The sequence below is a fragment of the Paenibacillus sp. FSL H3-0286 genome (assembly GCF_045040705.1).
In the GTDB taxonomy this organism is placed as follows: domain Bacteria; phylum Bacillota; class Bacilli; order Paenibacillales; family Paenibacillaceae; genus Paenibacillus_AQ; species Paenibacillus_AQ odorifer.
In genome coordinates, this window is the sequence record NZ_CP150285.1 from 5,307,184 (window position 1) to 5,323,629 (window position 16,446).

At 46.3% G+C, this 16,446-nt stretch carries 8 protein-coding genes; all 8 read right to left on the reverse strand.

Features of this window, described 5'->3' with window-relative positions; genetic code table 11:
* Positions 1 to 86: 86 nt before the first annotated feature.
* The 8 genes from MHB37_RS23820 to MHB37_RS23855 all read right to left on the reverse strand — a co-directional run bounded on the left by MHB37_RS23820 (position 87) and on the right by MHB37_RS23855 (position 16,409).
* Positions 87 to 1,070, reverse strand: a complete 984-nt coding sequence (locus tag MHB37_RS23820; RefSeq protein WP_076219248.1) for a glycoside hydrolase family 43 protein — start codon at positions 1,068 to 1,070, stop codon at positions 87 to 89.
* Between the two features lie 46 nt (positions 1,071 to 1,116).
* The gene (locus tag MHB37_RS23825) at positions 1,117 to 2,676 is read right to left on the reverse strand and encodes a glycoside hydrolase 43 family protein (RefSeq protein WP_341164209.1); all 1,560 of its coding nucleotides are present in this window, start codon (positions 2,674 to 2,676) and stop codon (positions 1,117 to 1,119) included.
* Between the two features lie 30 nt (positions 2,677 to 2,706).
* Positions 2,707 to 3,546, reverse strand: a complete 840-nt coding sequence (locus tag MHB37_RS23830) for a carbohydrate ABC transporter permease (protein WP_076128910.1) — start codon at positions 3,544 to 3,546, stop codon at positions 2,707 to 2,709.
* Positions 3,539 to 4,483 carry a carbohydrate ABC transporter permease gene (locus MHB37_RS23835; RefSeq protein WP_076128908.1) on the reverse strand — a complete coding sequence of 315 codons (945 nt, stop codon included), beginning with the start codon at positions 4,481 to 4,483 and terminating at the stop codon, positions 3,539 to 3,541. Before MHB37_RS23835 ends, MHB37_RS23830 begins: the two co-directional genes overlap by 8 nt.
* A 164-nt stretch (positions 4,484 to 4,647) precedes the next feature.
* Positions 4,648 to 5,919, reverse strand: coding sequence for a response regulator (locus tag MHB37_RS23840; protein ID WP_076128906.1), 1,272 nt, complete (start codon positions 5,917 to 5,919; stop codon positions 4,648 to 4,650).
* Entirely contained in the window at positions 5,912 to 7,714 is a 1,803-nt protein-coding gene (locus tag MHB37_RS23845; RefSeq protein WP_076128903.1) for a sensor histidine kinase, read from the reverse strand. The genes MHB37_RS23840 and MHB37_RS23845 overlap by 8 nt, the downstream gene beginning before the upstream one ends.
* Positions 7,715 to 7,866: 152 nt before the next feature.
* Positions 7,867 to 14,604, reverse strand: a complete 6,738-nt coding sequence (locus tag MHB37_RS23850) for a pectinesterase family protein (protein WP_405168598.1) — start codon at positions 14,602 to 14,604, stop codon at positions 7,867 to 7,869.
* Positions 14,605 to 14,642: 38 nt separating this feature from the next.
* Complete coding sequence (locus tag MHB37_RS23855; protein WP_405168599.1) at positions 14,643 to 16,409, reverse strand: S-layer homology domain-containing protein; 1,767 nt, start codon at positions 16,407 to 16,409, stop codon at positions 14,643 to 14,645.
* Positions 16,410 to 16,446 lie beyond the last annotated feature (37 nt).

Below are 16,446 nucleotides of genomic sequence, written 5' to 3' on the forward strand. Positions count from 1 at the left end.
TTAGACTCATCTACCATGAGGTCTGTTTCCACTGCCTACCTGAGGGGAATCCTACAAAACCATTCCTTGTTGCCATACAAGTCTATCTATACTAAATTTGGATCGATCATTCGCAGCGTTCCGTCCGCATTATACTTTAATTCAGTAACCTTCACACAGCGCTTATGGCTCACACCGTCCGACAAAGAACTATCATGATAAAATAGATACCATTTGTCCCGAAAGTTCACGATGGAATGATGCGTTGTCCATCCGATCACCGGGGTCAGAAGTGTGCCTTGAAACGTAAAGGGTCCCAGCGGATTGTCTCCAATGGCGTAGACGATTTTATGTGTGTTCCCTGTAGAATAACTGAGGTAGTATTTCCCCTCGTATTTATGCATCCAAGGACCTTCAAAAAATCTTCTTTCTTCATCGCCTGCCAGAATAGGACGTCCTTCAGTATCAATGATGGAGATTTCCATTAATTTGTCCTGAAAGGACAACATATCCTTGCTTAGCTTTGCCACGCGAGGTCCCAATGCAGGTTCGTGTGGAGCCGGCCCTGTGCCATCAGGCATGTAGGTATCCGTACTCCACTTCTCCAGCTGCCCCCCGCGAAGCCCTCCTAAGATCAGATAAACCTCGTCGTCATCGTCGTTGAATACGGCCGGATCAATGCTGAAGCTTTCCTCCATGTAATCCGCCTCCGGCGTAAAAGGTCCCGCCGGTGAATCCGCTGTCGCCACACCAATCCGAAACACCCCGCTGAGATCCCGCGCCGGAAAATAAAGATAATATTTGCCGTTTCGGAAGCCAGCGTCTGGAGCCCACATTTGCTTGGATACCCACGGGACATCCTTCATATGGAGTATTTCACCATCGTCTACGAATTCTGCTGACCTATCATCCATAGTTAGAACATGGTAATCCTCCATAGCATAATGATCTCCATCTAAGTTGTTGGGAACGCTGATTTCAAGATCGTGAGACACATAAATATATAGTTTATCCTCAAAAACATGAGCCGACGGATCAGCAGTGTAAATATGTTTTACCAGAGGCTCATTTCGCTTCGAAACATTTAGCATAAGCTTCTCCTTTGTTTTGGGGTTATTCGGTTACTTGGTTATTCACTTACTTGGTGATTCGGAACCAATCGATATCAAGATATCCTCCATTGCCGGAACCTACGGCAAATAGACCTGTCTTAGCTCCCACCCAATGTCCTTCTATAGCTTGAAATGACTCTACAGGTACGGAAGTGAAGTCTGTACCCTCCAAGCTGTAGCCGAAATGGCAAGTCGCATCCTCTAATACCTCGACCCGCAAGAAGAGATTATCCGTGTCTATCAAAGGATATGACCACATTTCTGTCTCTCCCGTATCATCTCCTTGCATAAGCGATAGGGCTAGCGTCCCCTTCAGTTCTTGATCCTCTAATCTTCGTACCACCAAGCAACAATAACGATAACCAAAAATCATCAAACCTCCGGACTCCCCTATTCCCAAGCCCGAAGGGTCAACCTTGCAGGCTGCTGTAAATGAAAGTGCTGGGAATTTCTGCAGCAAGAGCTGCGGACTATGGTATAGCCCTTTGTTGTCTACGGGTTTATGTTCAGCATTTAACCGAAGATAGCTCTCTCTTGCCTCGAGACTATACCAAGACGATTTGGGGTTAGACTGCCACTGCCACTGCAATCCAAGCGTTGAAGACTCGAAATCGTCAGAAGTTGCAGGCACTGACACTGCGTATGCCTTCCCGACCTCAGGCTTTCGGTAACGTATCACTGGCACTCCAGCTCCATCGCTTGCTTGAAGCTCTCCCATCAAAGGCCAGTCATCTACCCAGCTGACCGGCTGCAAATGAACGACCCGGCCATAAGGTCCTTTATCCTGGAAATGGATAAACCACGATTCGCCCGAATCCAGCTCCACTAGTCCGCCTTGATGCGGGCCGTTTACTGAGGTCTGCCCTTGTTGCAGAACGATTCGGTCCTCGTAAGGACCCCAGATGTTTCGGGAACGGAACACTGTCTGCCATCCGGTTGCCACGCCCCCTGCCGGAGCAAGGATATAATAATATCCGTTGCGCTGGTATAACTTTGGTCCTTCCAGAGTCGGATGATTTTCGGTTCCATCATAAATAATCCGGCCTTTGTCCAGCAGCCCTTTACCGTCAGCGGACATTCGGCACAGCCGCAGCTTGTGCTTAATGCCGCTGCGGCTCTTCGCATAGGCATGAATCAAATACGCCTGTCCGTCCTCATCCCAGAAGGGACAAGCATCAATTAAGCCTTTGCCTGCCTGAACCAGATGCAATGGCGTCCATTCTCCGGCAGGGTCCACCGCCGAAGTCATCATGATGCCGACATCTGGATCGCCATAGAAGATCCAGAACTTCCCGCCATGGAATCTTAGGCTAGGTGCCCAGATGCCATTGCCATGCTGCGGACGGTCATACCCCTCCAAGTTCATCTCCAGCACAGCATGATTGATGATTGCCCAATTGACTAAGTCCTTCGAATGCAGGATCGGCAATCCGGGAATGTGCCCGAAGCTAGAAGCGGTCATATAAAAGTCATCACCGACGCGAATTACGTCCGGGTCCGAATAGTCCGCATGCAGGATTGGATTGATATAAGTTCCGTCTCCCTGATCTGAAACCCAAGGCTCTGCGTATTCTCCAAGATTCATGTAGTAATCCTCCCCACGTCCTTTTCCTTTTTATCCTTTGACCGAACCACCTGTCAGACCTTGAATCAGATAACGCTGAATAAACATAAAGAGCACAATAGGCGGTATCAATCCAATAATGCTGCCTGCTGCGAGCGATCCATACTCTACACTGTACTGGCCGATTAAATACTTCAGTCCGATTGGGATCGTAAATTTGGACGCATCTGTCAGGAATGAGAAAGCAACCAAGAACTCATTCCAGCAGCCGATAAAGGCGAACAGAGCAGTCGCTACGATCCCCGGTAGAATCACTGGCGTAATGATCGTGAACAAGACCCGGAATCTTCCTGCTCCGTCGACCATAGCCGCTTCGTCAATTTCCTTCGGAATACCAGATACAAATCCTTGCATCAACAGCGAGTTGAACGCAACCTGTGAAACGATATAGAACAATATGATCGCAAAAGGCGTATTCATAATCCCCATGCTCTTAAAAATCAGGAACAACGGGATGACGAATAAGATAACCGGAAGCATCTGAGTGCCCAGCATCATAAGCATAAAAGCATTTTTTCCAACAAATTTAAATCTGCTCAAAGCATAGCCGTTGAAAATCGACAGCAATGTAATAAAAATCACCGACACCGTACAGATGAAAAGACTGTTTACAAAAAATCTCGAAAAATTGTTGACACTCCACACCTTTATGAAATTATCAAACGTAATTGGATGCGGAAGGTAACGAATCGTGGAGCTGATAATATCATTCTCATGTTTAAGGGAAGTTGAGATGTCCCAAAGAAAAGGCAGCAGGACAAACAACAACGTAACAGTCATAGGAATATAGAACAAACACAAAGTGGTTAAAAAACGTTTAAGCTTACTCATTTTGGCCACCTCTGCTTAATTTCATATAGACGACCACGAAAATCATTAGAACAGCGAAGGAAAGGACCCCCATAGCCGAACTATAGCCATAATTCCCGTTCAAAATTGCCGTCTGGAACATATAAATCGGGAGAGTGGTTGTCATATTCATTGGACCGCCGTTTGTCATCGTGAAGATCATATCGATAGAGTTGAACTCCCAGATGGCTCTTAGCATCGTAGTGAAAATAATACTTTCCTTAAGATAAGGCAGGGTAATGGAAAATAACTTTCTTGCCTTTCCGCAACCGTCGACTTCGCAGGACTCGTAGACTTCTTTCGGAATAGACTGCAAGGAAGCAAGCAGTGCGACTGCAAAGAACGGGATCCCTCTCCACAACTCGGCCAGTACAACCGAACCGAATACGGTATGGGTGTTCGACAGCCAAGCGATATTCTCGTGAATAATCCCTAACCTCTTCAAAAGATCGTTAATGACTCCGATATGCTGGTTGTACATGAGCGACCACAGCATTGTCGTAAGAACGCCTGATACCGCCCAAGGAATCAGCACGAGCGAACGTATAACGCCTCTAAACCGGAAGGCCTGATTAAGCAACAGGGCCACACCTAAGCCGAACACGAGCTGAAGAACGACTTCAATAACCACCCACTTGATGGTTATCCATAGCGAGCTTGGGAACAGATCGTCATGGAATAAAATCTGCTTAAAGTTACTCCACCCGGCAAAACCGTCATCCATCGGCCGAGTCAAGTCATAGTTCTGAAAGCTTAGTTGGAAGACTTGTAAAATAGGGTAGAACATAATGACCGCCATGAGAACGACAGTCGGGATGATCAGAACGTAAGGAAATATCCTGTCGCTGCCGATCATCTTGTTTTTTCTCTTGGACGTTCCCGTCACTTGTCCTGTTGCTAATTGTTGTTTCACCTTCATGAAATAATCACCTCAATAAGAATAATAGGCTATGCATAAAGCTAGCTAAATAATATATCTTGCAAAGTTTGTTTGTTTTTTTGAAAATAAAAAATAGCAGCAAAAAAACAACCTCATCCCAATCATTGACTGGAATAAGGCTGTTTGTGAACGCTTTCCAACTATTACGAGCTATGCTGCTGTCTATACTCCATCGGGGTAAACCCTGTATGCCGCTTGAACAAAACACTAAAATACTGGGTATTCACATACCCAATTTTCTCAGCAACCTCATATACCTTTAAATCGGTATGCACAAGCAGTTCAGTAGCTTTATCTATTCGCACTTGGACAATATACTCACAAAAATTAACATCCGTATACTTTTTAAACAAAGTACTGACGTACGATGGTGTAATGTGGACCGTCTCCGCTACTTCTTTTAAGTCCAGATTCTCATTCTGATAATGATTTGCGATATAATCCATAATTGTGCGAAGAATAGCTTGATGCGAATTGCTTGAATATTTGACCTGATCATAGAAAATAATCGATTGATCCATCCGGACATCCTTCATCTGTGTCGCAATCAATGCTTCCTCGTAGGAGACGCCAATATGTTTAAACCCTTCACCAATACTGCCTATACCGATCTTGGCGTGAACTTTGAGATATTGCTCAATCATCACTGTTAAGCGGCGGGCAATAAGCTCGGTATCCTGCTTCAGCTTCTCCACACCCTCGTTTCGGTAGTTGAACAACAGATTGATCCGGTGGTTATATTGAATCGCATACACCTGAACCCCGTCGCAAATTGCAGATTCTAGCACCTCATTGCAAAGGTTTTTGAGAGTGAACAATAATAGCTCCAGATCGACGGGTTTATTGGGTTTAAGAAACCTTCCGACACCATCCAAGCTCAGAACAGCCATCACGAACACCGAGCCGCAAAACGTTAAATCGAGCAGCTTCGCCTCCCTATCAATCGCTTCCTCATTCCCCGACCCAGAGATCAACTCGCTAAAAAATTGGTTCACGATAAGACCATGGCTTTTTATATCCTTCTCACGTTTTCTCCGCTCTTCCTCCAGTGCCTCAGACGCATTCATGATTGTCCGCAGGATTTTATCGTTATCTTCATACTTTAATATGTAATCAAACGCTTGAAGCTGTAGCGCCTCCTTAGCATAAGAAAAATCATCATACCCCGTTAAGAAGACAATCTTCAAATCCAAGCCATTCTCCTTCACTTGGGCGGCAAGCTTCAGTCCATCCATAAAAGGCATGCGAATATCCGAGAGCAGTAGATCCGGCTTCTCCCTTTGGATAAGTTCCCAAGCTTCCTTCCCGTCCACTGCAACTCCTGCCACCTGAATGTTTCCCTGATCCCAATGAATATTCCTGCGAAGCCCTTCCCTAATCCATTCATCATCGTCTGCAATGACCAGCTTATGCACGATTCGTCACCTCATTTTTCGTATATGGAATCCTTACAGTCACTATGGTATAAACCCCTTCTTCACTATCCAGCCGAATCCCGAACCCGTAGCCGAATTGCAGCGCCAGCCGTCGGTGAACATTACGCAGCCCGAATGTCACTGGAGCCTCTTGAACATTCTGCGCTTGAATAGAAGTATTCATCTCCTGTACCTTCTCTACATCCATCCCTGCACCATCGTCGAAGACTTCAATTATTGCTGCATCCCCGCTTGGCCTTCCTGTTATTCTGATGATCCCTTTCCCCTTCTTGTTTTTGATGCCATGATAGATGGCATTCTCGACAATAGGCTGCAAGGTCAGTTTCATGATAGGAAGATGCATAATGCTCTCTTCAACTTGAATCTCAAATTCAAAATCTTTCTGGTAACGGATATTTTGAATTTGCAAGTAGCTTTGAACATGCTCAATCTCTTCTCTAAGCGTTATGACCTCCCGCCCTCTGCTAATGCCGATCCGAAAAAAGTGGGCCAGCGCACTAACCATAGTCGATGCCTTTTCCTTCTCACCCAAATCAATCATATGTTTGATAGATCCGAGAGTGTTGTATAGAAAATGTGGTTGAATTTGCGACTGCAATGCTAATAACTCCATTTGCCGCTTCTGTTCCTGTTCATCCTTAACTTGCTCCAGCAATTGGCGAACCGAATCGACTAAATTCTCCAACCCACTGGCTAATACACCAATTTCATTTTGCTCTTTCAGCTGAAAGTTAACATTTAGGTTCCCTTGTCTAAAACTCTTCACTTGTTTGGACAAATAACGGATGGGATTCGTCAGGCTGCTGGCAAAATAGGTTGCCATGATAATAAAAACTACGAGAATAACAGCTACGATTGTAAGCGTTATCGATTTAATCTGGCTTGCCTTGGCTAAGATATCGCTTTCAGGAACGATGGCGGCGAGCTTCCACCCGTTCAGCGATAACGTTGTAAAGTGAATCATCATACGTTGGTCCGACTTGCTGGCCGCCCTTAAATCTCCCTGGTGATTAGCGTTATTACGGATATCGTTCACGATCTCATCGCCGATAGCGTACTCTTTGGATAACGGCTTGGAATACATCACCCCATCTGGACTGATCAGAGCCAGCGAGCCATTGGGACTAATATTGACATTCTGTAAAATGTCGAGCAGATAGGATTCCTTCATATTAATGAGAGCCATGCCACTGACCTCGGAATCAAGATTTCCGATAATTTTAAATACGCTTACAACATTACGTTTCGTGACAGTAGTAAACACTTGATCCTCATGCGTATTCAACCAGTAATAACTGCTTTCTGCATCCTTTTGGTTGTATTCGGCCAGCCATTCATTAAGATTCACACCGACATGCCGGGGAATAAAGTCCTTCTGTATGTTGAAGGTCCGGCCATTATTAAACGTGACAAAAATTGAATCGATGACTTGCAAATGATTCCGGTAGGCTTCCTCGAACTGTTTATGAAGATCGATGATATCATCGTAGCGATGTTCTCCTTCGTCTTGTCCATTATCTAATAAAATATATTGAAAAGCCGAATTGTTCTCGATTGACACCAGCTGTTCGAAGATCGTATAAAGCTTGTCGTTAAGAAAAAAGCCCGTTTGCTCGGTCGTATCGCTTAGCAAATAATAAGCGTTTTGTTCGAGCTGCTTAACGGCAGTGAAATAGGAAAAAAAACCGGTAAGCGCAACGGATGACACAAGAATAGGCAAAAAATAGATAAGCAGCTTAATTTTGATTGGGCTTCTAGAAAGATACGAGATCATGTATTTCCCCCAAATGAAGTCGTTTCGGATTCTCCTCTTATAATAACTCTTAGCTCGAAGAGATGGGTTTGTTTTTTATCAAACCTTGTTTGTTTTTATTCAATTTCTCAAAAAAAAGACGAGCCCCTGATTGGGACTCGTCTTTGGCTACTTTATGGATGTAGAATAAGCTGGGCTAACGCCGCAAGATCCACAATATCCAAAAGACCATCTTTATTCAGATCATAAATCTGATATCGGATCCAATCCGTATGTGCGGAGCTTATACCGTAATGAGCGGACAGAATAGCCAAATCACCGATACTTGCTGGATTGGCCGAGCTCAAGAAAGTTGCCAGCGCCGCATCCAGATCAATGATTGCCTGCTCCACAGAAACCTTAGTTGCGTTCGGATTATTCACGACCTGCATAGCTTTACCGATTGCATTATTAAGCTCATTCACTACCGTCTTCGTATATTGCCCCCATTTACTGCCAATAGTGGCGTAATCGGATGTTGCTTGTGCTATAGCAATCTTTAATGCCAGAGCCGATTTGTCCGAGGCGCCGTCTAACCCATCCATAGCCAACTGCAAGTTCGAGGCAGCTGCATTCACCTGATTCTGTGTAGCTTGCGATCCAGCAAGAATCACTTTCGCAGAGGTTAGATAGGTTTGCAAGATTAACCAAGTGGATGGATTGTATTGATCTGCCGTAAGGCTCTTCGCTACATCAACCCTGCTGGCCAGGACCGTTTTGTCTATCATGATCTTCATGCCATAGATCGTATTAGATAGCTTTGATACCGTTTGGCTCCCATCGGCAATCAAAACGGGGTGCAAATGAAGATAGGCCGTCTTATCGCCGGCATAGTTCAGGTTTGATGAATGCCAGAGCATTTTGAGCATGTCTCCGCTTGGAAGGATACCAGCTCCAGTGCTTGCGAGCTTGATTGTGATTTTTCCATTCACCTCATCCTTATCGACGGATTCCACTCCCCATTCATCCGCTAAGCATTCTACCGAATCGTAAAGAATTAGGTCCGGGTCATATTCAAACGTCAACTCTTGACCATAAACAACAGTGCTGACACTTTCTGTAACGTAATCATTATTTAAGCCATAAACCAAACCAAATTGTTGGCCGGCAAACGTTGTTCCTTCTCCCATAACCGTAGCATAGGGAAGACTTAAGGACGGAGCATTTACAACCGCGCTGACCTCGTTAGAGTTATCGCTCTCACCTCCAACATTAACTGCCGTAATCACATAATAATAATTACCAGCAGTAAGATCGGCATTGTCCAAATAAGTGCTGTCCGTGACATTGGAGGCAATGGTTACATACCCCTCTGAGCTATTTACGCTTCGCTTCACTGCATAATAATCAGCTCCGGCAACCTCATCCCAGCGTAGCAAGATTTCGGCCCTGCCCGTAGTTGCACTTACGTTTGCGGGTGCTTTAGGAATCTGAATGGAACCCGGATTAGAGACCGTAATAACTGAAGGACTTATGCCTGAATCCAAGTGAAACGGTATCCCCGCCTGCGAAAAATCCGTATCCTGCAATAGGATATTACTCGCGAATCCCTTCAAATGGATAAAGGTGCTTGTGCCAGGCGGACAAAGAACGTCATTCAATAAAATATCGGCTGCATTGTTCATGGTATAGAGGGTTCCGTTCGCCGGAACGATCTGAACATGATTGAAATGAATATCAGTCGTATTACTGGACACGAATCCAGTTTGAGTCGACATTTTTACATTGGTCAACTCCACATTACGCAAAGGCACATTGGCCAGTGCATCGATGGACACTGCTTCCGAAGCTCCGTCCACCGTAACGTTACGAATTTGGATATTTTTAACCTCTGGAACCCGGTTATCGACTCCCAGCTGCGCATTATCCACTGCTTCGCTGTGCCCCGTATAGAAATCATTAATGGATAATGCCGTATAACCAATATTCTGCATATGGAGACCATCGATATAGATATTCTCGATAGGACCACCACCACCAACAAAGCTTTTAATATTGATCCCATTATCCGTTCCGATATATTGATTGTTGCGAACCGCAAGGTTATGAATGCCTCCGGATGTGTTACTTCCGATAGACAATCCGCCATGGCCACGAAAAACAATGTTGTCGGCAATTACGACTTCGGACAAAGCGTTTGTCGGACTCGGGTCATAGCTGGCCTTCATCCCGATTCCATCATCTCCGGCATTCACCGTGTTGTGATATAAAACAACATTCTGCGAAGAAGTGACATCAAGACCGTCTCCGTTCTGGTACCAAGCGTCGTTATTGACCGTTGAATTACGGATCACCAGATTCCGAATCTTCGTAAAGCTAGTCGCAAATTGTGGTGAATTCATAAAGGTAGGTCCATCAACTAACACATTGCTGCTATTATAGATGTCGACCATGATAGGACGATATACCCCAACAGCTTGTTGAGACGGATACCAAACACTGCCGTTATCGGTCAACACTCCGCCCAAGGACAACAGATAATTCCACTGCGTGGTTGTGACCTTGCCCTTCTTCACATAACGCCAATATTGCCCATTGCCATCGATAACACCTTTTCCTGTGATCGCGATGTTGCTGAGCCCCGATGCCGCCAGCATCGGTTGATATTTTGCATTCACCAAATTGTAGTCATCATAGTCGGGACTAAATTGAATGAGTGCACCAGCCTCTACATGCAGATCAATATTACTTGCCATTTGGATACTTCCTGTCAGCCATACACCAGCAGGTACGACGACACGCCCTCCACCTGCCAGTGTAGCCGCCTCAATTGCCTTTGCGAATGCCGCCGTATTTTTGGTTATACCATCTCCAACAGCGCCATAATCTTCAATATTAAAATCTACGTTTGGAAATGTTGGAAGCGTAATCGCTGGCATATCGAATGGCAGATCTTTTTGATACGTTTGCAAGTCATCCCCGCCCGTTACAACCCCCACGGAATCCGCGGATTTGACGCTAACCTTCGCAGTCGCCTTTACATCGGTGCCCGTTACAGTTCCCTGCACAGTAAAGTTCCCCACAGATGCATACTTAGCTGGATCGATTGAACTCCACACGACAGCCAATGCTTTCTCCGATCCATCCGTAAATTGAACGGGAACGATGCTTGGCAAAAATGGAGCTACCCCCTCAAGGCTATAAAGCTCCAGTGCCGGTATGTTCGATAGGGTCTGTCCCGGCAGCATGGTGGAATTCACAACTTCTATGGCTAACAGAATTTTAGTACCGGAAGCGAAAGTGAAAGTTAGTGTATTTTTTCCAATCGGCAACTGAGACAAGAAGACATCACGAAGAGTATAAATACTTCCATTGGCAGTGTAATCGGTCCCCTTATTCAGTGCATGGGTTCCGAGCATAATTCCCGTCATTGTGTCTCCCGAGCGTTTAACGGATACAGACAGATTCGCTTGATTCACATGATTACGATCAAATTTCACCGGAGCTGAAGACAAAGATACTTCAGTTGAATAGACGCTCTCTCCATTCGCATTCACAGCAGTTACTACATAATAAAAAGGAGCTCCTGTGTTCACAACCATATCCGAATATTGAACCTTATCTTTCACTCCCTCCGTCAAGCGGAGCCAGTTCAAGTTGTAGCTCCCCGTTACGGAATAAAGGCGTAAAGTTTGATTCCCAGCGGGAAGATTGACATTCACACTGACCGTTGTCCAGCTCTGCCAATCACCGGTTTGCGGAATATCTACGGTGCTCAGCACGCTGCCATTCCCACTCTTTAATTGAAGCTGTTTACCGCTGTCCGGAGCAGAGACGCGCAGATCCAAGGTGTAGAATCCACCCGCAGGAACCTGTATCGCGTAATCCATCCAATCTCCCGGATCGATATAACTGACATTTAGACCTCCGCCTTCATCACTCGTATTCTGAGTTTTGACACCGTACATCGCTGTCCAATCCTCACCTTGGATCGTTGCCAGCGGGGAAGTGGATGACGGAATCAGATCGGATGCAATCGGCAAGTAAGGACCACCCGCTTCGCTTCCGCGATAGACACGATAAGAACTTGCTCCTTCAACCGTGTTCCACGACAGAGCTACGGGAGAATCGCCTAATGTCGCATCAACACCGCTCGGGAAAGTCACACTCAGTCCGGTTGGAGAAGCAGGTTGCTGTTCATTCTGTTCATGCCCAGGAAGCGTGCCGAACAGCGTAGGATCCCACCCATCCGCTCCTTTCAGCACATTCTGAACGGTGTATTGATTGGCTTCGTCAGATGTCAATTGGCTCGACCAGCGATAGCGGCCCTTCGCATTGGCACCTGGTCCCGAAGAGTTGTATTCACCATACCGCGCCGTCGATTCGTTAGAAGGATTTCCCCAATTATCCCAACCTACTGCTTTGATATGCGCATCCATCCAGGTATTAATGTACTTCACGTTGGCGTTAGCTCTCCAAGGTCTACCCAGATCTAGCGAACCGTTAGTAGCAGCCAGCTTAGTGTCGATATCCCATTCCGGTCTCCAAGGATCATGAGTCACCGATTCCTTCAAAGAAGAAGTACCGCGGGTCAATCGCGAGTTCATGAAAACATAGCCAAACTCAGCTTTCTCATCAGTAGAGGCTGCCGTCATATGACCGCCAAAGCCACCAACGAACTTAATCTCCGAATCGTAGAAATAAGCCGCAGCATTCCCAAAGATCCAGTCGACGTCCCCTTCAATTATGCATCGGTTAAAGTACTGTCGCCCGCCGTTTGCGTACAAGGTATCTTGGAACCCTGCCAGATAAACGTTCGTAAAAATTGCTCTGTCGCCCGTTACGTTAAGTGCGACTGCGGGACCTACATTTCCTCTCTCAAACGAAGTATTGCGAATCGTCATATTTTCTGCCGTAAAGTCGCTGGCAGAAACTAACAACGTGTGGCTGTTTCCAGTACCTATTCCGGAATTAGCATAATCGTCATAGGTCAAAATCGTTCCGTCTCTGCTTTCACCAACTAAACTAACTAATGGCTTAGAATTCGGCACGGCTACCTTTTCATGATAGATACCGTCTTGGATATAGATCACCCGCCGGGTCGAATTCCCAGTTGGAATCGAATTCAGAGCATCCGTAACGGTCGTATAATCTCCCGTTCCATCCTTCGCAACTACAATTACTTTAGCTGGAGTGGCGATTTGGATCAGGCTATCTGCTCCCGAGCCCCTCGCATTAACAGCAGATACAACATAATAATAGGTCAGACCGTTTGTTATGCTGTTGTCTAGATAGTTTGTTTGGGTTACGCTAGCGATCGTTGTAAAGGGTCCCGCCAACGAAGCCGCCCGTTTAACGAGGTATGAATCAGCCTCAGCAACCTCGGTCCACTGCAAGTTAACCTTGCTAACTCCCGCTTGTGCTGTTACTTCATTCGGCGAAGAAGGTACCCCCTGCTGGAAATGAACCGGGGATACGCGTGCTTGATCGGAATTCATACTTTCCGTCTGAGCACTTAAGGCAGATACAACATAATAATAATTCGTTCCGTTGTGTACGGTGCTATCAGTAAATTCCGGAGCGGTCAGGTTGCTAGCCACGACCGAATACGTTCTCCCCGATATTACACTTCGCTTCACTGAGTACGAGGAGGCTCCCGGCACAGGGTTCCATGTTATATCCACGCGGGCATCACCAGGAACAGCAATCAATCCAGTTGGTTTCGCTAAAGGGGTAACTGGAGAAATCTTAGCGGAGACCGAATTTTCGCTTAAGCCACCCGCATTTTGAGCTTGAACGGTGTATTCATATACCATTCCGTCAGTCAATCCGGCGTCGTTATATTGGGTTGCCGTCAAATCCGACGCGATGACCGAATACTTAGCCCCTCCGTCATCCCTTCTGAGCAAATGGTATTGCTCCGCACCTTCGACAGACTCCCATTTCAGGGTCACTTGGCTGTCCCTTGCTATTCCCGTCAACCCTGTCGGAGCAGCTGGTATGTCGGGTAGCAGAATTGGCGTGATGCCTACTTCCATGGAATTTGGGCTTTCGCCGGAATCGGTTACTGCACTGACGACATAATAATAGGTTTTATCGTTCATCAATTTGCTATCTACATACCGGTTGGAATCCATGTTCTTAATCAGCTCGTAGGGCCCGCCAGTTGTTTCGCTACGCTTCACATTATACGAAATCGCTCCGGTAACCGCCGGCCAATTAAGCATCGCTTGTGTATCACCAGCCTTGCCGGTTACTCCTGTCGGGATCGAGGCTGATAATACATCAGTGAACATCATCCAGTTAATATTGAAGTTGCCGGTATTCGTCGTGATGCGCAGGGTTTGCGGACCCGCACTCAGATTTGCCGACACACTTACGGTCGTCCATTTTTGCCAACCGGTCGTATTTGGCACATAAACCGCTGCCAGAACAGTTCCTCTGCTATCTTGCAATTGAAGCTCCTTATCTGAATACTTCGTAGCAAGACGAAAATCTACGGTGTAGATTCCTGCGGAAGCCACATTTACCTTGTATTCCAGCCAATCTCCGGCTTCAATATTGCCCACATCTAAACCGGCTCCAGTATCCGTGGTTGCCTCGTTCTGAACCCCTTGCATGCTGTCCCAGTTCTCGGCTTCAAGCTTGCCCGGAATCGGCTTGCCATTCTTCGCCCAATACGCCACCGCAATTGAAGGTTTCAGCCCTTCCTCCGAGGTGTGTGCTTGTATACACTGATATTCCAGATCATTATAGATGACCCAATCGTTGATCGTATAAGTGGTATTCGCCTGCCAGCTGGCAGCAGCGGCCGCAGCGGTTCGCGGAGAATAACCATATAAAAGACTCATTATCATCGCCACGATTATGGCTATAGCCGTTACTTTTCGGCTTATGGTGTCTTCTTGCCCCCAGGGTGCGGTCCTGTTCATATCTTCTTCCTCCTTAGAATAGAAGTGCACGAATACTATCAGAGGTTATATATGTTGTACATTAACACAGCTGCTTCCGCTCGTGTCGTCGTAGACTTAGGCTCGATTTGGCGGCCATTCCCGTGAATCAAACCCGCTTTCACTAGACTTGCGACAGATTCAGACGCATAGGCAGAAATCTTCGCAACATCGCTGAACGGTTGAAGCACGGATGTATCTCCACCTGTAACCTGTTGACCTGACGCCTTCAAGGCTCTGGCGGTTAGGACCATCATGTCCTCACGGGTGATTGGCTCAAGCGGTTTGAACAAGTTGTCTCCTGAGCCTTCCGCAATGCCAAGTGCCCGAGCAATGCCAACGGCCTCGTAATAATAAGCTTGGGATGGGACGTCCGCGAAGGTATCTCCAGCTTTTCCGCTCAGTTCTAGCGTCCTAACGAGCAATACCAAAAAGTCGGCTCTAGTAACAGCTTGAGATGGGCGGAATTCTGTATCGGACACACCACTAATAATTCCCTTGGAAGCCATAACCTCGATCGGATTTTTAGCCCAAGCCACAGACTCAAGATCCTTAAAGGATTTATTCGTATAACCAATTGCATACATGCTGAAATGTGTAGTCTTAAAGCTGACGCGACCGGACTTCGCATCATATCTACCACTAGGAACCGAAGTAAGTTTCCCTTGACTGTCTACATACCACACAACTATATGCTCTGGATTAAGCAGCTCTTGTGCAGTAGGAACGTAGGGGATGCTGACTGTGACCGGAGCTTGGCGATTATCCCAGGTTATGATCTTGCCACCCGACGTTAAAGTTAATTGAATGACGGGATGGTTGCCGATTTGGTTTTGCACGGACGGCTGCAAGGATTTAGGATCAACACTTGTGATATGAAGACTTATTTGTTCATTGGAGGTAACCCCAGCTTGCAGCATATTATCAGGGAGAGTGAGGTTAGCCAGTGGTGTTACAATTTCAATTTCCGCCTTTTTGACATCATTGGATATAGCCGAAGTTGGAATCGTCTGAACGTACTCTTTTGCCCCGGGCTTCGACTCGACTTCAATGATTACTTTTTTTACTCCTTTGTCGTTGGCGGTAGTTTGGTTAAGAGCTTTCTGCAGTGATTCTAGATCCACGGTTGATTGTACCGATTGTGCAGCTGCGTCATAACGAATCACCGGTTTGATCGTAGAACCGTTGACATTACTCGGAGTTGTAGGCTGGATCGAACTGCCGTTTCCTTCCGCTCCGTTGTTACTGTTGTTTCCATTATTACCGTTATTGCCGTTGTTTCCGTTGTTTCCGTTGTTTCCGTTGTTGTCATCGATACTAACAATATGCGCGATCGCCGATGCATCAGGGGTATAGTTAACCGCAGACAGTTGCGAATCTACTAACTTCACACGGGATAGAACGATTTTGACATCGCCACTCTCAAGCGCTTTGAAAGTAACTGTGGCCAGTTTTAGATCTCCGTTCTTGCCAGATTTCTTCTCAAGCTCTGTATGCGCTAGCCGCACGCCGTTATTCGTCAATAGGGCGTCAATGTTGAAGCCGCCCTCGCCTGCTGTGTAACTCACGAACTCCAGCTTTGAGCGATCATAGGTCAGATTCAACTCGTACGCGTACAAATCCGTCATTAGGTTCGCTGCAATCTCAACAGTAAAGGTACTGTTGAGGATAGGACTTTCTTTTGATAACACAGTTTGGAAGTTGGGTTCACTACTAGCCTGCGTTACCACAGGTCTCGCTAGAAAAAAGACAAGGAGCATAAGCATCGCGATTCTGAGTTTAGCCATTTCGATTCATCCACCCTTTCAATAGCAAGATAGGAGA